Below are 19489 nucleotides of genomic sequence, written 5' to 3'. Positions count from 1 at the left end.
CAGACGGATGATGAACGCCGGCGCGGCCGGCAGGAGTGGGAGAGCGGCGTGAGGCTCAAACTGACGATGCGACGGCCGAGCGGAGACCCGGTCGACATCGTGATCACGGCGGACTCCACCGCGACCGCCGGTGACGTGGCGCGTCATGTCGCCGCGGCCGACCCGACACGCTCGACCCCGTTCTCGGACGAGGACGTGCTCACGCTCGCGGTCGCCCCGCCGACCGGGGACCGGCTCGTGCCGCTGCAGCCCGACGTACCGATCGGCGAGGCCGCCATCGGATCCGGATTCGCGGCATCCATCGTCAACTACGGGCCGGACTACGCCGTCGCCGACCGGCGCGAGACCGTCGGGGTGCTCGTTGCCACCGCCGGTGCGCTCGCCGGTCAGGAGTTCCCGATCGCGGCCGGCCATGCGACGCTCGGACGTGACGCCGCGAACGAGGTGGTCCTCGCCGACCCCATGGTCTCCAAACGCCACGCGCGGCTCGAGATCGGCACGCACATCGAGATCGTCGACCTGAACTCCGCCAACGGCGTTCTCGTGGACGGCGTCGCCGTGCAGCGCGTCCGCGTCGAGGAGGGCGAGCCGTTCGTGATCGGCGGCACGACCCTGGTGCTGCGCCGGGCGCGGTCCTTCGACGGTTCGGCGACGGAGGAGCCCATCATCGAACGCGGCGGCGGGCTGCTGTTCAACCGCAGCCCCCGCGTCGAGGTGCGGTATCCCGGCACGCTGTTCAAGGTGCCGCGCCTGCCTACCGAGAAGATCGGCCGACTGTTCCCCTGGCCCATCCTGATCGCCCCGATCCTCATGGGCATGGCGCTGTACGCGCTGAACGGCAACCCGCGCTCTCTCCTGCTGATCGTGATGACGCCGCTCATGGCGTTCGGCAACATCATCAACCAGTCCGCGCAGAGCAAGAAGGGCGAGAATCACGAGATCCTCCTGTTCGAGCGGCAGTACGAGCAGCTCGAGGAGGACTTCTTCCGGGGTAAGCCGGAGGAGGAGCTCGCCCGCAACGCCGAGGCGCCCCCGGTGGCAGAAGTCTTCGATCATGCGATGCGACTGGGGCCGCTCTTGTGGACACGCCGCCCGGAGCACTGGAACTTCCTCGCGTTGCGCCTGGGCAGCTGTCGCCTGCCGGCCCGCAACAGCATCGACGACGTCGACACGCCCGAGGGGCTGCCCGACTTCATCGACCGCGTCGACCGGCTGCGGGAGCGCTACGCCTTCGTGGACGACGTCCCCGTCTTCGAGACGCTCGCCGACGCGGGCTCGATCGGCATCGCCGGTCCCGAGGGGCCCGTCGCCGACACGATGCGAGGACTGGCGGTGCAGCTGTTCGGTCTGCACGCGCCGAACGACCTCGTCGCGGTCGCCTTCGCCGATTCGACGTGGACGCCCCAGCTGGACTGGCTGAAGTGGATGCCGCACACCTCGAGCGAGAAGAGCCCGTTCCGCGACCTGGCGCTCGCCGATTCCGCGCCGACGGCATCCGCACTCCTCAGCACGCTCGAGGAGTACGTGCAGCGCGCGGAGAGTGCCGGCGGTGGCGGTGAGCCCCGCGGCCCCTTCAAGGAGGACTGGAATCCGCTGCGGTACGGCACGGACGTGGCGCGGGCCGCGGCCGAGCACAAGAAGACGCCGCCGATCTCGGTCGTGGTCTTCGTCTCGGGCGACGCCCCCGTGGACCGCGGTCGGCTCACGGACGTCCTCGAGCGCGGTGCGGACCACGGCGTGCACGCGGTGTTCGTCTCACCCACCGTGGAATCCCTGCCCGCGGTCTGCCGGAGCTACATCGACGTCACCGCGGGCCTGCAGGACGCGGTCGTGGGTCTCGTCCGCAACGGCGAGAACTTCGAGCACGTGCAGGTCGAGGGCGTCTCCAACGCGTACATGCAGATGTTCGCGCGACGCCTCGCGCCCGTGGTGGACGCGAGCACGGTCGTGCACGACTCTTCCGACATCCCGACGTCGGTCATGTTCCTGCAGCTGGTCGACCCCGCGATCGCCGAAGACCCGACCGTCGTGATCGAACGCTGGCGACAGAACAACACCATCGTCGACCGTTCCCCGAACCCCCGCCCGCGACTCAAGAAAGCAGGCACCCTCCGCGCGATCATCGGTCAGGGTCCGAGCAACGCGATGGCCCTCGACCTGCGCACGCAGGGCCCGCACGCGCTCGTCGGCGGAACGACCGGTGCGGGCAAGTCGGAGTTCCTGCAGGCGTGGGTGCTCGGCATGGCCGCCGCGCACAGTCCCGACCGCGTGACGTTCCTCTTCGTCGACTACAAGGGTGGGTCGGCCTTCGCGGACTGCGTCGAGCTGCCGCACTGCGTGGGACTCGTGACCGACCTCAGCCCCCACCTCGTGCGCCGCGCGCTGACGAGCCTCCGGGCCGAGCTGCAGAACCGCGAGCACCTCCTGAACCGCAAGAAGGCGAAGGACCTGCTCGAGCTCGAGAAGCGCCAGGATCCGGAGTGCCCGCCCGCGCTCGTCCTCGTGATCGACGAGTTCGCCGCGCTCGCCTCCGAAATGCCGGAGTTCGTCGACGGCGTGGTCGACATCGCCCAGCGGGGACGCTCGCTCGGCATCCATCTGATCATGGCCACCCAGCGGCCCGCCGGCGTGATCAAGGACAATCTGCGCGCCAACACGAACCTGCGCATCGCCCTGCGCATGGCGGACGAATCCGACTCACGGGACGTCGTGGACGACGCGATCGCGGCGACATTCCCGGCGAGCGTACCGGGGCGCGCGATCGCCAAGACCGGCCCCGGTCGCCTCGTGCCGTTCCAGTCCGCCTACGCCGGAGGCTGGACGACGGAGGACGATTCCGCCGCCGCCGAAGTGCGCGTCGCCGAACTGCGTTTCGGCGCCACGCGCGAATGGGAGCCGGAGGGCCTCGCCGAGTCGGACTCGCACGAGGAGGACCTCGGCCCGAACGACCAGAAGCGGATCGTGTCCACCCTCATCGACGCGGCCGACCGTGCGCGCCTTCAGCGGCCCCGCCGGCCGTGGCTCGATGATCTCGCACCCGTGGTGGACCTGCGCGATCTGCCGAACGAGGGCGACACCCGCATCCCGATCGCGCTCGTGGACGTGCCCGAGAAACAGCTGCAGCAAGCGGCCGTGTTCGCACCGGACCGCGACGGCTCGCTCGTGATCTACGGCACCTCCGGCTCGGGCAAGTCGACCCTGCTCAAGACGATCGGCACCGCGGCCGGCATGCGACCCGACCTCGGGCGGGTTCAGGTGTACTGCCTGGACTTCGCATCCGGAGCCCTCGGCGCGCTCGCGGCGCTGCCGCACGTGGGTTCGGTCGTCGACAGTGCGGACGTCGAGCGCATCCAGCGGCTGCTGCGCACCCTGGATGCCGAGATGGACCGTCGCGCGGCGGCCTTCTCGGCCGCGAGCGCCGCCTCGGTGCAGGAGTACCGCGAGCTGCGCGACCCGCGGATGCCGCGCATCCTGTTGCTGATCGACAACTATCCCGAGTTCAAGAAGGACTGGGAGGTCGCCCCCGGCCGCGGACCGTTCTACCGGATCTTCATGCGGATCCTCGGCGAAGGCCGCACGCTCGGGCTGCACACCGTGCTCACGGCCGACCGCGGCAACGCCGTACCCAGCGCGGTCGCCGCGAACATCTCGCGACGCGTCGTGCTGCGCATGGGCGATCCGAGCCAGTACATGCTGCTCGGGGCGCCACGTGACGTGCTGGATGAGCAGTCCGGTCCCGGACGGGCGATCGTGGACGGCCACGAGGCGCAGATCGCGGTGCTCGGCGGGACGATGAACGTCGTCGAGCAGACGGAGGCCCTCGCGGCGCTCGGTGAGCGACTGCGCTCGGAGGGTGTCCGCGATCTTCCCGAGATCGGCGCGCTGCCGACCATGGTCGGTGCGGACGAGATGCCGGCGCAGGTCGACGGGATGCCGGTCTTCGGTGTCGCGGACGACACGCTGGCCGCGCACGGGTTCGAGCCGATCGGTTCGTTCGTGATCTCCGGTCCGCCGGCGTCGGGTCGCACGAACGCGCTCAAGGCTCTGATCGTCGCGATGGAGCGCTTCGACCCGCAGGTGAAGATGTACCACCTCGGCAGCAGGCGCTCCGAGCTCAAGGACTTCCGCCCGTGGGTGCGCAGCGCCACGCGGCCCGAAGACGAGAAGGAGCTCGTGACCGAGCTCGCGGAGCTCGTCGTCAGCGAGTCGCCCGGTGGACGCATCATGATCGTGGTCGAGGACATGCCCCACCTCGCGGACGGTGCGGCGGACCGGCCCATGCGGGCGCTCCTGCAGGCGATGAACGACAGCGATCATCTGCTGATCGGCGAAGCCGAGATCTCCCGCGCGAGCGGCAGCATCGGCGTGCTCGGCGAATGGAAGACCGGTCGCCAGGGGATCGTCCTCAAGCCGGACACCTACGACGGCGAGGCGATCTTCAAGACCGCATTCGGACGCGTGAAGCGCTCGGACTTCCCGGTCGGACGCGGCATCTTCGTGCAGGCGGGCCGTGCGGTGACGATGCAGATGCCGTTCGTCTCCGACACGCCGGCGACGGCGCGGGACACCCGGCGCGCCGACGATGTGATCGCCGCGGGCGGCTGAGAGGACCGGAGCGGGTTGTTCTGCCCATCGACCGACGCCGACCGGCGCTCGTAGGGTCGGAGCGGAGGTGGCGCCGTGGACCTGACGATCCGAGCGGTAGGCAGATGAGCATCGGCAAGGCCGTGATCCGTCCGCTCAAGGACGCGCTCGATGACATGCCGGTGCACGTCCGGCAGCTGTCGGAGATGTTCCGCAAGCACGCGCAGAGGCAGAACCGCAACACCGGCGAGGTCACCGATCTCGACGCGACCCGCGTGCAGCCCCCCGACGGCCACGTGCCCGACGCGTCCCGCCCGGGTGTGGACCGTGGCGACGGCCGTGACGCGCGCGGGCGATACGCCACCGGCCAGGAGAACAAGCCCTGGGTGGACAAGGAGCAGCTCGGCCTGGCGCATTACGCGGAGGACAACGATGTCGAGGTCATCACGACGCAGGTCCGCGTCGACTATCCGGGATCGCCGCAGAACGGACGCAAGTACGACGGTCTGGTGGCCAACGGCGACGGGGAGAACACGTACGACGGGATCGAGATCAAATCGGGCGGCGCGCTGGCGAAGTATCTTCAGCCGGGCAACACCCAGTACCAGTTCGACAATGCGGTGAACGCGGGGGCGCCCGCACGCGGCACACTGGACGGCAATGAGATCCTGGTCACGAGGGTGATCATCCGGGAGGAACCATGACGACGTACGGCCCCTTTGCCGAGACCACGCCACGAGGACAGACGGGCTGGATCGATGAGCGCCGCCGGCCGATCGCCGAGCACGTGCGCGCCGTCCTCGGCAAGCTCGACGGTACGAGCAGGTTCACCTACACGCTCTGGCGCGGATCGAACCCGGAAAGCATCGTCGTCACGCGCGACGACGACGCGGAGACGTTCATCCAGGCCGCAGGCTCCGCCGAGGCGATGACGGTGGAAGCGCGTCTGCGCGGTGAGGACGGCGATCACCACCTGTACACGATCGGCAGGAGGCAGGCCGCGGATGCAGGGACCGAGGAGACCGTCCTGGTGCCCATCGGGCCGGACCGCTCGGTGCGGGTTCTCCTTCGCGAGATCTTCACCGCCGACGAGGCGGCGGAGATCTTCGCCGCATTCGTACGGACCGACACGGTCCCCGACGCGTACGCGCGCCGCGAGCTGGATCTCTCGGTGGCGCAGTCCGAGCCTCGGTGATGGGCATGGGTACCCCTGCCCGTGTGCCGATTCGGGATCTTTGGCTAGCCTCGAAACACGAGAGGCCGCAGAGCCTCACCACGACGAACGCAGGAGGCGGTTCTCATGGCCGGACATGATTTCGGAGCAACGTACAGCGAGATGGAGAGTGCGGCAGCGCGCCTGCGCGATGGCCGCAGCACCGTCACCGACACCCTGAAGGAACTCCAGGGCGTCATCGACGACCTCGTCCAGGACGGCTTCAAGACCGAGAACGCCTCCGAGGCGTACTCCACCGCGTACTCCGAGCTCACGTCGTCGCTGGATGATGCGGCCGAGGCCGTGAACGACATGGCCCAGGCGCTGGACCGCATGGCGGACTCGATCCGCGACAAGGACGCCGAGCTCGCCGGCGGCTGAGTCATCGAGCTGACATCGAGGTCGTGGCGCCGGTCCGTGGACCGTCGCCACGACCTCTGTCGTGCGGGGTGCCCCGCATCGGCGCTTAGGATCGAACGGATGCGCGGAGGAGAAGAATGAGCGGCGGAGCGCCCTACTGGTACAACCTCACGACGCAGTCGGTGCAGCGCGCGGATCAGCGTCCGTCCGAGGACACGATCGGACCGTTCGACACGGCCGCGGAGGCGGAGGACTCGCCCGCGGTCCTGCTCGAGCACGCCCGCGCCTGGCTGGAGAGCGAAGAGAGCGAGCGCTTCCGCGAGATGGCCGAGGGTGACGACGGCTCCGACCTCGTCTGACCCTCTCCTCATGAGCGCACGACGCCGCATCGCGGCACTCTTGGCGGTCGCCCTCGCGCTGAGCGTGACGGCTTGCGCTCCGGCTCTCCCGGAGACCGTGGTGCCGGGTTCGGCGGTCACCGTGGGGTGGCCCTCCGCGTTCACCTCGGGGAACGCCGAAGCGGCGCCGACACCCGGCAATCTGGACATCGCGGCGATGACGCGTGCCGGATTCGGCGATCTCGTGGACGGCGAGTTCGTGGCGGACGACAGCTTCGGCACGGTCTCGATCGTCAGCGACGACCCGTTCACGGTGCGCTATGACCTGCGCGAGCCCGCCTGGTCCGACGGCATCCCGCTGGACGCCGCCGACCTGCTGCTGGGGTGGGCGGCAGCATCCGGATTCATCGACGTGACGCCGCCGAGCGTGGACGGCAGCGCGACGGCGGGGGACGCTCTGCCGACGGATGCCGCGACGCAGGTTCCCCGGATCGACGAGTTTGCGCGTGCGATCGAGGTCACCTATCCGGCGGCGATCGATGACTGGCAGAGCCGCCTCACCGTCGCAGTGCCCGCGCATGTCGTCGCGGCATCCGCGCTCGGTGTCGAGGATCCGATGGAGGCGAAGCAGGCGCTCATCACGGCGATCGAGCAGGATGACACCGCTGCCCTGGCATCGATCGCCGAAGTGTGGCGCGAGGGCTTCACGGTCGGCGGCAAGGTCTCCGATGGCGCGCTGATCTCGAGCGGGCCGTTCCGGGTCGACGAGGTCGCCGCCGACGCCCAGGGCCGCAGTCTCACTCTCGTCCCGAACGCCGCCTACCGGGGGGCTGCGACGCCCAAAGTCGCGAAGATCGAGCTCGTCCCCGCCGGTGCCGATCCGGTGGCCGAGGTCGGTGCCGGTGTGGACGTGGTGCAGGTCGCCCCCCTTGCCGCGAACCGCGAGGCGATCGACGACCTGGAACGCAGGGACTTCCCCGTCGACACGACCCACGACGGCACGGTGTGGACGCTCCTGCTCCGGCCCGGGGGTGTCTTCAGTGCGACGCCGGCGCGCGCGGCGTTCCTCCGCGCGATCCCGTCGGCGGCGCTCATGGAACGCGGAGCGGGCGCATGGGCGTCCGCGTACACCGCGAGCTCGGCGCTGCTCGCGGCGCCGGGAGGTCGCGCGTACGACATCATCGTCGAGGACGCCGGTTTCGCCGCCGCGCTGACCGGTGCCGACGACTCGGGCCGCGAGCGCGAAGCCGCGGGCATCGCCGCGGGGACGCCCGTGTGCATCGTCTTCGACCGCGCGGACGAGTTCGCCGCCGGAGCGTTCTCCGCCGCTCGGGATGCCGCTGCGGAAGCGGGCTGGAACGTGGGCGACTGCGGCACCGAGGACCTCGCGGGTGCGCTCGAGCAGGGTGGCTGGGAAGCCGCACTCGTGCGCGTCACGATCCCGCAGACCGCCGACGAGATCGGCGCGCAGTGGGGTACCGACGGGCTCGCGTCGCTGGTCGGCCTCGCGGATCCTGCGGTCGACGCACTCATCGGTCAGCTGGCGACGACGACCGATGTGTATGCCGAGCGGGATGTGCGCGCTCAGATCGAAGCGGCGATCATCCGCGACGCCGTCGCCCTGCCGATCGCGCTCAACCCGGTGATCACGGTCACGGACAAGTCGGTCGCGGGTATCGCCGCTCGAGACGGTCGGGGAGCGTCACTGACCGCCGGCGCCGTGCAGTGGGAGGTCATCCCGTGAGAGCGGTGGGGTGTTCTGCCCATCGCGGGACGGAGCAGGGGTCCGTAGCGTCGAAGAAGGAGGTGCGGTCGTGGGGATGATGCTGCCGAACGAGCTCGTCTGGGTGATGGAGAAGCTCGGATTCGAGTGGCCGGACATCGACGAGGACGAAGTGCGCAAGGGCGCCGTCCTGGTGCGGAATCTGGGCCACGACCTGGAGACCGCGATCCAGGCGATCGACTCGCGGATGAACGGCGACGTGGCGGCGGCGATGAGAGGGCAGGCCGGTCCCGCGGTCGTGAGTGCCTGGAACACGAATCGGTCGCAGAACATCCAGAAGCTGGTGGACATCATGCCGCCGGCGGCCATGGCGATGGACATCGGCGCCGAAGCGATCCTCGCGCTGAAGATGAAGGTCATCGTCGATGTGACGACGACCATGATCGCGCTCGTGGCGATGCTGACGAATCCGGTCTCCGCGCTCGGCGCAGGGCCGATGCTGCTGATCAAGAAGAAGCTGCTCAACGCGGCCGTGGACATCGCGGTGGAGCAGCTGCTGAACCAGCTGTTGCCGATGGCGATCGAACCGATGTCGGAACAGCTTCCGGCGGTCGTGGATGCGATCCTCGATGCACCGATGGTCGAGGCGACGGCTGGCGACTCGGATGAGTTCTACGCCGATCTGCAAGCGCTTCAGGAGGCACAGACAGCGATGAAGCTGCACGGAGCCGACATCCAGACCGTGACGTCGACCTTCTTCGTGGAGTTCTCGGCGCTGGACTTCGGCGGTGACGTCTGATGAGTGGGATCAAGTCCGTCATCCGCGAACTGAAGGAAGCGGTCCTGAAGGGCCTCGGGCACACCAAGGACAGGCTGCCCGGGTTGGCGGACAGGCTCACCGATCAATTCGGCACGGTCCGCCGCGGCGTCGATGACGTCGACGTGTTCGAGGCACCCCCTGCGCTGACAGGCAACAGCACCGATCGAGTCGACCGCACATCGACGGAGCTGCTCTTCCGCGCCGACAATCGTCCGCCGAGCGTGATCTTCAGCGAAGGATTCCAGGTCCTGGACGCCGGCAACAACGACCTCGACCACTTCGTGCGCACCAACGCTCCATCCAACTTCGTCAGCACGTCGCGTGACGAGAATCTCTACCGTCGCTGGGGATCTGCGTGGCGGTACACCGTGGATGCCCCCGGTGGCATCGACGTCGATGCCACGATGCCCAATGGTCCGTTCGCTCCGCATCAACCGGCGCCGGAGTTCGAGATCGCGTTCCAGGGCGGGGTGCCCGCTGAGAGCGTCGTCGGCGCGAACCCGGTCCTGCCGGGAGGCGACCTGGGCGAGTTCATTCCGAACCCCAATTACAGTGGTGGCAGATGACCGGCGACGACGGGAACACACAGATGACCGAACCGGCGAAGGCTCCCCCCGTGACGGACGCCCTGCGTGCACAGGCGAAAGCCAATCCCGGTACGTGGGTATACGCGATCGATCCCGGGTTCGACCCCGCGGGCACCGTGCCGCCCCACGGGATCGTCGGGGCATGGCAGTCCGACGCGCAGGGGGAATTGGGGGAAGAGTTCACCCCCAATCCCGACTACCTGCCCACGCCGCAGGCGCGCGGTTGGGCGGAGCCCTCGTCACCACTCGAGCGTGTCCTGCAGCTGGTGCTGTGCGGATACCTGCCCAACTCCAGACTCGCCGAAGAATTCGCCGCGTCTACGGTCTTCACCTACGGTCGTCCTGACGACGGGATCTTCTTGGCGCCGGCCCAGGATGGCGGCCGGCTCGCGTACGCCTTCACGGACGCCGATAAAGCAGCAGCATCCGGCTCTTCCGACCACCAGGCCATCACCGGCGCCGACCTCGCGGCAGCGTTGCCCGAGGGCGTGCGCATCGCGGTGAACCCAGGCGCCCACGTTTCGGCCATCGTCCTGCCGTCAGCGGTGCTCCGCTCGTGATTCAGAGTCCGCAGTCGATCCGTGTCGCCCGCGCAGGTGAACAGGCCGAAGCGGCGATCGCGTGGCGCTATGAGGAGCGCGGCTGGGTCGTGGAACTGAGCTCGCCGGCGTTCGAGACGGTGGTGGCGCGGGAGAGCGACGCGTTCGAAGCGCTGTGCCGGATCCGACGACAGCTCGAGCCGGACGGGTGGCGTGTCGGTGTCGCCGGCGCGCTTCCGGGCGTGTGGCCGAGTGGTATGGCCCGTGACCAAGGCGGAGGCTTGACCGTCTATCGCCTCGAGCCCGGCGAACTCGCCCCGTACGTCGACACCTTCTCGCCCGTCGATCCCGCGACCGTGACCACTGTCGCGCTTCAGGAGGCTGAGGCCGATCGCGTCTGGGGTCTTTAGCGGCCGACCCGTGCAGCACGCGATGCCTACGGGGGGAGTACTCCCCATCGGACTGTCGCTGCCGCGACCGTAGGGTCGTAAGAGGAGGTGGAGCCGTGGGAATGATGCTGCCGAACGAGCTCGTCTGGGTGATGGAGAAGCTCGGGTTCGAGTGGCCGGACATCGACGAGGACGAGTTGCGTCGTGGGTCGGGCATGGTGCGCGTGTTCCGCGACGATCTCGAATCGAAGATCCAGGTCATGGATCGCAAGGTCAACGGCGACCTGGCGGCCGCGATGCGCGGTCAGGCCGGTCCCGCCTATGTGGCGGCGTGGAACGCGAACCGGTCGCAGAACCTGCAGAAGCTCTTGGACATCCTGGGTCCCGTGCCGACCGGCGTCGACATCGCCGCGGATGCGGTGTTCGCGCTGAAGATGAAGGTCATCGCCGACGTGACGGCGACGATGATCACCCTTGTGGCGATGCTGACCAATCCGATCAGTGCCGTCGGTGCCGGTCCGATGCTGATAATCAAGAAGAAGCTGCTCAATGCCGCCGTCGACATCGCGATCGAGCAAGTGCTGAATCAGGTGCTGCCCATGGCGGTCGAACCTTTGGTCAACGAGCTTCCGGGCATCATCATGGCCGCGCTGGAATCGCCGATCGTGGAAGCGGTCGCCGGTGACCCGGACGAGTTCTATGCCGACCTGCAGGCGCTCGAGCAGGCGGAGGGCGAGATGGAGCAGCACGCGGCGGACGTCGAGACGCTCACCGACCGCCTGATGTCCGATCTTGCCGGCCTCAACATCGGCGGTGACTGAGATGAGTATCGGGAAGGCCGTGATCCGGCCACTCAAGGATGCCCTGGACGACATGCCGGTGCACGTCCGTCAGCTCTCCGAGATGTTCCGCAAGCACGGCCAGAAGCAGCACCGGAACACGAGCGACGTCCAGAATCTCGACTCCGCCGATGTCGTGCATCCGCTGCAGCAGGCGTGGCGGTCGGATACGGACTGGACACCGGATTCCGTGGTCAGCTGGAAGGGCGAAGCCCCCGACCCGAGCGATTACCTCGACTCCGACTACATCTCTCAGCATCTGGCGCGCTTCGACGACGGGGCGAGCCGCATCTACTTCTCGGATTCGCTGCATCGCTACGGACCGGGACAAGCCGACGGGTCGACGTTCGTCTTCCCCACCTCGGAGCTGCAGGACATCCTCGATCGGACCGGCGGACGAGCCGACGACGTCGCCGACGCTCTGGGAATCGACCGCAAATACTTCTATGGCCCGGACGGCAACCCGGTGGACGTGGAGATCCGACACTTCGATCCGAGTGAGCTCGAGAACCTCCGGATGCCGTCAGGCAACGAAGCGGGAGCGAACGAGAACTGGATCCCGGGCGGATACCTTCCGACCGGCGTCCCGGAGGCGGTCATGGATGTCCCCGGCAGCGCGACCGGCATCGGCAATCTGGACAGAGGTGGGACCGATTACAACCCCGGTCTCTGGCCGGGCACGGCACAGAGCCTGACGCTGCACCGATGAGCGGCTTCGGTGACCCCGTGATCCGGTCGACCGCTCTCGCTCCCACGTCGGTGCAGACCGGGGCGGTGATCTCGTACAGTGCCGAGAAGCTCGTCGCGAGCGGCGAGGAGATCGTCGCCGCGATCGAGTCCCGGCTCACGCGTCCGGTGACCTCCGGTGGGGGGCGTGACGAGTGGCTGATGAGCGAGGTACCCGCCCTCTCGCGCGGGACCGCATGGATCGTGCCGCTCGCGTGGATCCCCGACGACGATGACCAGACGCTGCGCACCAGGGCCGGCGAGCTGTGGACGGCGATCCGGTCCGCGTGCGAGTACCGCCATGGTGCACAGATCGGGATCCATCTGGAGGGTGACGAGACCGCACCGACACCCTACGCGCGGGAACTCGTCCGTACGGACGCGCGGCGAGCCGACTGGTGGGAGACCGGTGATTCGGCGATCGTCCTCGTCGTGTACGGCGACCCGATCCCGGCGCCGGTCAGGCGCATGGCCGTCCATGTCGTGCCGATCGGCTGGGTGTCGCAGCGCCGACCGACGGCTGCGAAGAAGATGACGGGGCTCGATCTCGCGTGGTCCTGGCGGGACGTCATCGCGGTCGCGCGCACGGGCGGCGCGGAGGCCAGGGCTAGCCTTGCAGAAGAGGACGAGAACGAGAAGTGATGACCCCGGAGGACGTAGACGTGACCACCACCCCGCAGATCTACGGTGCGAGCGAGCTGGGCGTTCTCTCCATCACGGCACCCGGCTCCGCGCACCCGCGCGTCGAGTACGTGGGCGGCGAGATCTTCGTCGGCCTGGCGGAGGACGGCGTCGTCGTCACGCAGGGGCAGGCCGATGCGATGACGCGCCCGTTCGCCGCGGCCGTCGTCGACTCGCTGCCGACCGTCTCCTCCCTGCCTGACTCCGATGACGGCGTCGTCCTGATCCAGGACGAGGCTCTGGCGGCCGGCATCCTGATCGAGCCGGAGCGCATCGCCGTGGTGGCCCTCGCGGGTGATCCGGTCGTGTTCGCTCTGTCGCGCAGCGCGGTCGTGATCGTGGGTGCCGACGACGAGGCGGGAATCGTTCGGGTCCTCGATATCGCCGAGGCGCTGTTCGATGAGGGTGGTCCGCTCGTGAGCGCCCACCCGGTCGTTCTGATCGATGGCGCCTGGAGGCCGTTCCGCTGGAAGGAGCGTTTCGCGCAGCTCGGGCTTCGGATCGAGCGTGTCCTGCGTCTGTTCAGTGTGCGGGCATACGAAGCGCAGAGCGCGGCTCTCGCGCGCCCCGACGTCCACCTCGCCGACCCGAAGATCCACGTGAGGGAGGACGGCGTCACGCTGACCTTCGCGGCGTGGCCCAAGGGGACGGCCACCCTCCTGCCCGTGGTGGACAACGTGATGATCGCCGACCCGGCCGGTTCGGTGAGCGTCGCGACGATGCAAGAGTTCCTCAGCGCGGCAGGGGACGCGGTCGTGCGCACGGGGTTGTCCCCGCTGCGCTACTTCGTTCCCGGCGCAGCTCCTCGGTGAAAGCGGCCGTCGGCGCAGACCGCGCAGGCATCGACGCGGGATGGTCGTCGGCCCACGTGGTGGATCTGCGCGCATCCGACCCTCGATGACGCGCGCGGCTGGCAGACTGTCGCCGGGGGAATGTCACGAGACCGACGTGAATGCTGAGAACCACTGTGAACAGAGCTGCTGCGAACACCGAGATGGAATCCACGGGCACCGACGCCGGAAGGCAAGCCGAAGCTGCACCCCTCCGGCTCGAGTTCGCCGGCGAGTGGATCGACGTTCCTCCCGACTCCGCGTTCATCATCGGCCGCGAAGGCGACCTCGAGATCGACGACAACCCGTACCTGCATCGCCACTTCCTCGAGCTGCAGTATCGAGACGGATTCTGGTGGCTGGCCAACGTCGGCGTTCTGCTCGCTGCGACGATCTCCAGCGCCGGGGGAGCGGTGCAGTCCTGGCTCTCGCCGGGGGCCCGGATGCCGCTCGTTTTCGAGCGCAGCGTCATCGTCTTCACCGCCGGCCCGGTCACGTATGAGCTGAGCCTGCACACGGACGAGGCGCCGTACGAGGTCTCCCGGCAGGTGCAGGCGACGATGAGCGGCGAGACGACGGTGATGCCGGCGAGCTTCACGCCGCTCCAGAAGCAGCTCATGGTGGCGCTGGCCGAGCCCATGCTGCGGCGCGAGGGAGTGAGCATGAACGAACTGCCCTCCTCGAGTGCCGCTGCGCGGCGGCTGGGCTGGACGATGACGAAGTTCAATCGGAAACTCGACAACGTCTGCGACAAGCTGGATCGGATAGGCGTACAGGGTCTCCGGGGCGGTGCGGGCAAGCTCGCCACGAATCGTCGCGCCCGGCTGGTGGAGTACGCCGTGACGTCTCAGGTCGTCACACGCGCCGATCTGCCGCTGCTGGACGATGAGTCGCTGCGAAGTCAGGTCGACTCCGACCGCGACTGACGGCGACCGAGGCGGTCTTCCGGTTGTGTGGTCTGACCATAGACGCTACTGTGGTCAGACCATAGAGAGGAGCGTCGTGCCCGAAGAAGCGCGCACCTGGCAGGTCGTCCTCGAGAAGATCGAATCCGACCTTCTCGACGGCGTCCTCGCGCCCGGTGATCGACTCCCGCCCGAGCGCGAGCTCGCCTCGACGCTCGGCGTCGGAAGATCCAGTGTGCGCGAGGCGCTTCGGGTTCTGGAGGTAATGGGCCTGCTCCGCACCGGCACCGGCTCGGGCCCGACGGCGGGAGCGATCATCATCGCGACACCGCAGGGCGGGATGTCGGCCCTCCTGCGCCTGCACGTCGCAGCGCACGGCTTCCCGCTCGACGACGTGGTGGCCACACGCCTCATCCTCGAGGCGGCGGTCGTCGAGATCCTGAGTGCCGACCGCACGAAGTCGACGCAGGCGGCGCTGGACATCGTCGACGCGATGGATGCCGATGACCTGAGTGCAGGAGAGTTCCTGGCGCTGGACGCCCGGTTGCACCTCGCCCTCGCCGAGGCGTCGGGGAACGTGGTGATCACCGCGATGATGGCGGGGCTCCGCACCTCGATCGAGACCTACGTGCAGGCGGGCGCCGCGCGCATCCCTGACTGGCCGTCCACGGCGGCTCGTCTGCGCGCCGAGCACCGCGCCATCCTCGAGGCCGTCGACAGCGCAGACGCGGCGTCGGCGCGAACCCTGATCCGCGAGCACATCTCCGGCTATTACGCCGAAGCCGGCCTGGCCCGCACCTGACGAAAGGACCACCGATGGTCAAACGCCAACTCCCCAAACCGACCGAGCTGCTCGAGCTGATGCAGTTCAAGAAGCCCGAACTGGACGGTCGGAAGCGTCGCCTCGACTCCGCGCTCACGATCCACGATCTGCGTGCGATCGCCAAGCGGCGCACTCCCAAAGCGGCGTTCGACTACACGGACGGCGCCGCCGAGGCGGAGCTCTCGCTCGCCCGGGCCCGCCAGGCGTTCGAGGACATCGAATTCCACCCCGGCATCCTCAAACCCGCCCCGGACGTCGACACGTCCGTCGAGATCCTGGGCGGCCCGTCCGCGCTGCCGTTCGGCATCGCACCGACCGGATTCACCAGGCTCATGCAGACCGAGGGAGAGAGTGCCGGGGCGTCCGCGGCCGGTGCCGCCGGCATCCCCTTCACGCTCTCCACGCTCGGCACGACCTCCATCGAGGACGTGAAGAAGGCCAACCCGCACGGGCGCAACTGGTTCCAGCTCTACGTGATGCGCGATCGGGACATCTCCTATGGGCTCGTCCGGCGCGCGGCGGCGGCGGGGTTCGACACGCTGCAGTTCACGGTGGACACCCCGGTCGCGGGTGCTCGTCTGCGTGACAAGCGCAACGGCTTCGCGATCCCGCCGCAGCTGACGGTGGGCACGATCATGAACGCGATCCCGCGGCCGTGGTGGTGGTACGACTTCCTCACGACGCCGAAACTCGAGTTCGCGTCGCTCTCGACGACCGGAGGGACCGTCGGCGAACTGCTCAACGCCGCGATGGACCCGACGATCAGCTACGACGACCTCGACGTGATCCGCAGCATGTGGCCGGGCAAGATCGTCGTGAAGGGCGTCCAGAACGTCGAGGACTCCGTCCGCTTGATCGACGCAGGTGTCGACGGCATCGTCCTGTCCAACCACGGCGGTCGGCAACTCGACCGCGCGCCGATCCCGTTCCACCTCCTGCCCCACGTCGTGCGCGAAGTGGGACGAGATGCGACGGTGATGGTCGACACCGGGATCATGAACGGGGCCGACATCGTGGCCTCGCTCGCCCTCGGCGCGAAGTTCACGCTCATCGGCCGTGCGTATCTCTACGGGCTGATGGCCGGAGGGCGCCAGGGCGTGGATCGGACGATCGCGATCCTGCGCAGTGAGATCGAGCGCACGATGCAGCTCCTCGGCGTCGCTTCGGTCGCGGAGCTCGAGCCGGGCCACGTGACCCAGCTCGCGCGCCTGGTGCCGGTGGGTCAGCCTCTCGCGGGCAGGGTCGGCGTCAGCTGATCCAGGTGCTCGGCGGTGTCCTCCCAGCCCTCGACGGCCTGGCAGGGCACCCCGAGCGCGAGAACCGGATAGTCGTTGCCGTCCGGGTCGAGGCGGTCGCCGAAGAACAGCATGTCCGCGAGCTCGATGCCGGTCTGTTCGGAGAGACGGCGCATGCCGTACGCCTTGTCGATGCCGCGGTGGGTGATGTCGACGGAGGTCGATCCGCCCGAGCGGACCTCGAGGTCGGGAAGGACGGCGGCGACGGCCTCGCGGAGGGCGTTCTTCTTGCTGCCGGTGGGATCCCATGCGGTCTTGGCGTCCAGGGGCGCCCTCTGACCGAGCGCGGAGAACGTGATCTGCGATCCGCGGTCCTCGAGGATGTCCCCCCAGGTCTCTGACTCCCACAGACCGAGCCGGCGGGCCTCGCCCTCGACGGCCGCGAGTGCGCGGGCTTTCTCGTCGTCCGTCAGCGTGTGCGCGTAGACGGTCGTGATCTCGTCGTCCTCGATGCGGTAGTACTGCGTGCCGCATGTCGGCAGCAGGTGGATGTGCGAAAGCACGTCGGCGGATGCCGAGGGCAGGCGATCGACGACCTGCACGCGGAACTGCTCGAGCTGACCGCCCGAGATGATCGCCACCTCGACGCGCTCGGCCAGCGCGACCAGGAGTTCGCCGATCCGCGGATCGATCGCGCTCTTGGAGGGGGCGAGCGTGTCGTCGAGGTCGAAGGCGACGAGGCGGGGAGTCGGCATGCGGTGCTCCTGTCGTGTGTGGGGGAGGGACAGCGAAGGCTCCGTCTGCCTGGAGAAACCAGGCGGACGGAGCCTCTCTGCTGTCGGGGTGACAGGATTTGAACCTGCGGCCTCGTCGTCCCGAACGACGCGCGCTACCAAGCTGCGCCACACCCCGTGGCAACCAGTCGAGTCTACCCCGAAGCGGAGCGTGGTCCGAACCGCGGCGACTCACCGGCTGCGTGGACCCGTCCGGTGCCCGTGCCTCCGGAGCCCGAGAAGCGCTCCACCGGCGGCGAGGAGCGCGATCCCGATTCCGGAGACGGCGCCGGCCGGGACGGGAGTGCCCGTCGCGGCGAGTGCTCTCGGTGACGGCGGCGGGGGTGCCGTGCCGACGAGCGTCGTCTCGTGGGCGACGCCGCATGTCCCCCTGTGCACGAGCGCGCCGGCGGCGTCGACGGCGCGCTCCTGCCAGTAGTACGTGCCGGCTCGGGACACCGCGGGCGACGTCACGACGTGTTCCCCCGGCTCGAGCATCACGTGCGCGTCGCTCGTCCACACGAGGGCCGCGTCCACGCAGGCCTCGCTCGGCGGCACGCCGTCGGCGGCGAGGTAGACCGTCGATGTCACTGTCAGGCCACCGGGAGGGATCGGCCCTCGGACGATGATCTTGTCGCTCAGCGGCTCACCCACCACCGCGGTGGCCTGCGCGAGCGACGAGACGTCGCTCCAGAGGCTGATCTGACTTGCTTCGCCGAAAGGCTCGCTCCACGAGTAGCCCGGAGGCAGCGCATCGCGGACCTCACCGGTCTGGTCCTCCGCGCGGATGCGCCACACCGCGGTGTAGAACCCCGGCTCCGGCAGCTCCCACAGCGAGGACACCCGGTAGTCGGCCTCGGGTCCGGCATCCGTCGTCAGCGCGAGCGAGCCCACGCTCTGCGCACCCTCCGGGACGTGCTCCGAGAGGACGGGGGCGGAATCGGTGCGGAAGACCTCCGCGGTGGCGGTCACGGGAAGCGGCGTGCCGTCCTCCGCTCGCGGCCAATCGGCGAGCGACCCCGCGAAACGGACGTCGTCCACGAACCCGCCGCCGGTCACGTACGCCGATCCGACGTGGGTGGCGATCGTCGGTGCGAATCGTGGCACGCGGGGCGCCGCATCCGATCCGGCGACGTCGAAGCCGACCTCTCCGGCGGGCCCGGCGGTGTCCTGGCCGCCCGGCGTGGTGAAGTGGCGGACGGCGGCGACCGCGGTGAGTCGCATCCGCCCGGAGCCGCTGACGGCGTACGGGCGACCGGGGGTCGGCGGGACGGTCACGATGGGGTACTCGACGCCCGGAACGACGTCCGCAAGGGTCGGCGACCCGTTCGCCGCGAACGTGGCGCCGACGAGCGTGACGGTGCCGACCGCGGCGGTGGTGGTCGCCTCGACGAGGACCGAGCCCGTTGCCGGGTCGGCGTCGTCGGCGCGGAAGACGAGCCGACCGGATGCCGCCGCCCTGCCCGCCGGGATCGACCGCGCTTCGTCGTAGTACGCGACGGCGAGTCTCTGGATCTCCGCGTCGTGCTCGGGGGCGAGGGCCGAGAACGTCCAATGGATCGCGCCGGCCAGGGAGTCGCCCGCGTAGCCGAAGCTGTGAAGGGTCTCGTCCCAGTTCGCGATCGCCTTCACGGCCCATCCCACGGCGGCGGACTGCACGGCATCGCCTGATTGCCCGTAGACGGTGACCAGGTGGTTGATCGCGGTGAGCTGCTGCGGGTTCAGGCCCGCCGCCCCCGCGCTCACCCCCTGGTCGGCGCTCGGACCCGTCGGGGCCGGGAGCCCCGGAAGGATGCAGTACGTGTGCACCCCGTCGACGAGCATCGACCCGTGCCATCCGTAGGTGGACACCGGAGCCCAGGAGCCGAAGCCCGCTCCCTGTGAGGCGGCGTGCGCGGCCGGCGCAGTGACCACCGACCCTGCGCCGGTCAGCACGAAGGCGGCCAGGAGCGCCGCGACGAGGCGGGCGAGGATGCGATGCGCAGGGGAAGCGGTGCGGCGGACGGTGGGGGACATAGCGGCTCCGATCGGTCGAACCGATCGTCGCCCGCGCCCAGCCGCGGCGGCGGGGGCTGCCGCGGATCTGTGGACGACCCGCCGGGTGAGGCGCTTGGGGAGGAGTCG

At 69.1% G+C, this 19489-nt stretch carries 19 protein-coding genes and 1 tRNA gene; 17 read left to right on the top strand and 3 right to left on the bottom strand.

The window, feature by feature from the left end:
* Nucleotides 1–48: 48 nt before the first annotated feature.
* The 17 genes from AB0P18_RS12530 (at nt 49) to AB0P18_RS12450 (ending at nt 16613) form a co-directional block, all read left to right on the top strand.
* A complete protein-coding gene (locus AB0P18_RS12530) occupies nt 49–4605 on the top strand; it encodes an FtsK/SpoIIIE domain-containing protein (RefSeq protein ID WP_363360291.1) in 4557 nt (1518 codons plus the stop codon).
* Nucleotides 4606–4709: 104 nt separating this feature from the next.
* Nucleotides 4710–5288 (top strand): hypothetical protein, encoded by a 579-nt coding sequence (locus AB0P18_RS12525; RefSeq protein WP_344055229.1) that lies wholly within the window; start codon nt 4710–4712, stop codon nt 5286–5288.
* A complete protein-coding gene (locus tag AB0P18_RS12520; protein ID WP_344055227.1) occupies nt 5285–5779 on the top strand; it encodes a hypothetical protein in 495 nt (164 codons plus the stop codon). The genes AB0P18_RS12525 and AB0P18_RS12520 overlap by 4 nt, the downstream gene beginning before the upstream one ends.
* A 105-nt stretch (nt 5780–5884) precedes the next feature.
* Nucleotides 5885–6178: a WXG100 family type VII secretion target gene (locus tag AB0P18_RS12515; RefSeq protein ID WP_344055225.1), complete on the top strand. Its 294-nt coding sequence runs from the start codon at nt 5885–5887 to the stop codon at nt 6176–6178.
* A gap of 116 nt (nt 6179–6294) precedes the next feature.
* Nucleotides 6295–6516, top strand: a complete 222-nt coding sequence (locus tag AB0P18_RS12510) for a hypothetical protein (RefSeq protein ID WP_344055223.1) — start codon at nt 6295–6297, stop codon at nt 6514–6516.
* Between the two features lie 10 nt (nt 6517–6526).
* Nucleotides 6527–8239, top strand: a complete 1713-nt coding sequence (locus AB0P18_RS12505) for an ABC transporter substrate-binding protein (protein ID WP_363360290.1) — start codon at nt 6527–6529, stop codon at nt 8237–8239.
* Nucleotides 8240–8315: 76 nt separating this feature from the next.
* Nucleotides 8316–9017 (top strand): hypothetical protein, encoded by a 702-nt coding sequence (locus tag AB0P18_RS12500; protein WP_344055863.1) that lies wholly within the window; start codon nt 8316–8318, stop codon nt 9015–9017.
* Nucleotides 9017–9604, top strand: coding sequence for a hypothetical protein (locus tag AB0P18_RS12495; RefSeq protein ID WP_363360289.1), 588 nt, complete (start codon nt 9017–9019; stop codon nt 9602–9604). Before AB0P18_RS12500 ends, AB0P18_RS12495 begins: the two co-directional genes overlap by 1 nt.
* 50 nt (nt 9605–9654) lie before the next feature.
* On the top strand, nt 9655–10185 hold the full coding sequence (locus tag AB0P18_RS12490) for a type VII secretion system-associated protein (RefSeq protein WP_363360288.1): 531 nt from the start codon (nt 9655–9657) through the stop codon (nt 10183–10185).
* Nucleotides 10182–10574: a hypothetical protein gene (locus AB0P18_RS12485; RefSeq protein WP_344055217.1), complete on the top strand. Its 393-nt coding sequence runs from the start codon at nt 10182–10184 to the stop codon at nt 10572–10574. The genes AB0P18_RS12490 and AB0P18_RS12485 overlap by 4 nt, the downstream gene beginning before the upstream one ends.
* 101 nt (nt 10575–10675) lie before the next feature.
* Complete coding sequence (locus AB0P18_RS12480) at nt 10676–11374, top strand: hypothetical protein (protein WP_363360338.1); 699 nt, start codon at nt 10676–10678, stop codon at nt 11372–11374.
* A gap of 1 nt (nt 11375) precedes the next feature.
* Nucleotides 11376–12101 carry a hypothetical protein gene (locus AB0P18_RS12475; RefSeq protein WP_344055861.1) on the top strand — a complete coding sequence of 242 codons (726 nt, stop codon included), beginning with the start codon at nt 11376–11378 and terminating at the stop codon, nt 12099–12101.
* Nucleotides 12098–12760, top strand: coding sequence for a hypothetical protein (locus AB0P18_RS12470; RefSeq protein ID WP_344055215.1), 663 nt, complete (start codon nt 12098–12100; stop codon nt 12758–12760). Before AB0P18_RS12475 ends, AB0P18_RS12470 begins: the two co-directional genes overlap by 4 nt.
* 20 nt (nt 12761–12780) lie before the next feature.
* Nucleotides 12781–13611: a hypothetical protein gene (locus tag AB0P18_RS12465; RefSeq protein ID WP_363360287.1), complete on the top strand. Its 831-nt coding sequence runs from the start codon at nt 12781–12783 to the stop codon at nt 13609–13611.
* Nucleotides 13612–13793: 182 nt separating this feature from the next.
* Nucleotides 13794–14555, top strand: coding sequence for a hypothetical protein (locus AB0P18_RS12460; RefSeq protein ID WP_363360337.1), 762 nt, complete (start codon nt 13794–13796; stop codon nt 14553–14555).
* 76 nt (nt 14556–14631) lie between these two features.
* Nucleotides 14632–15336 (top strand): FCD domain-containing protein, encoded by a 705-nt coding sequence (locus AB0P18_RS12455; protein ID WP_344055211.1) that lies wholly within the window; start codon nt 14632–14634, stop codon nt 15334–15336.
* Nucleotides 15337–15350: 14 nt separating this feature from the next.
* Entirely contained in the window at nt 15351–16613 is a 1263-nt protein-coding gene (locus AB0P18_RS12450; RefSeq protein ID WP_363360286.1) for an alpha-hydroxy acid oxidase, read from the top strand.
* Here the strand turns inward: AB0P18_RS12450 and AB0P18_RS12445 are convergent.
* The 3 genes from AB0P18_RS12445 to AB0P18_RS12435 form a co-directional block, all read right to left on the bottom strand.
* Complete coding sequence (locus AB0P18_RS12445; protein WP_344055207.1) at nt 16580–17347, bottom strand: HAD-IIB family hydrolase; 768 nt, start codon at nt 17345–17347, stop codon at nt 16580–16582. The genes AB0P18_RS12450 and AB0P18_RS12445 overlap by 34 nt on opposite strands.
* Nucleotides 17348–17430: 83 nt before the next feature.
* Nucleotides 17431–17504, bottom strand: a tRNA-Pro gene (locus tag AB0P18_RS12440).
* 53 nt (nt 17505–17557) lie between these two features.
* Nucleotides 17558–19381, bottom strand: coding sequence for a hypothetical protein (locus AB0P18_RS12435; RefSeq protein ID WP_363360285.1), 1824 nt, complete (start codon nt 19379–19381; stop codon nt 17558–17560).
* Between the last annotated feature and the right edge of the window lie 108 nt (nt 19382–19489).

Origin of the sequence: Microbacterium sp. NPDC064584, from assembly GCF_040687315.1 — a bacterium.
GTDB classification, from domain to species: Bacteria; Actinomycetota; Actinomycetes; order Actinomycetales; family Microbacteriaceae; genus Microbacterium; species Microbacterium lacus.
The sequence above is the reverse complement of the archived record's forward strand: the minus strand, read 5'-3'. Positions and strand labels throughout refer to the sequence as shown.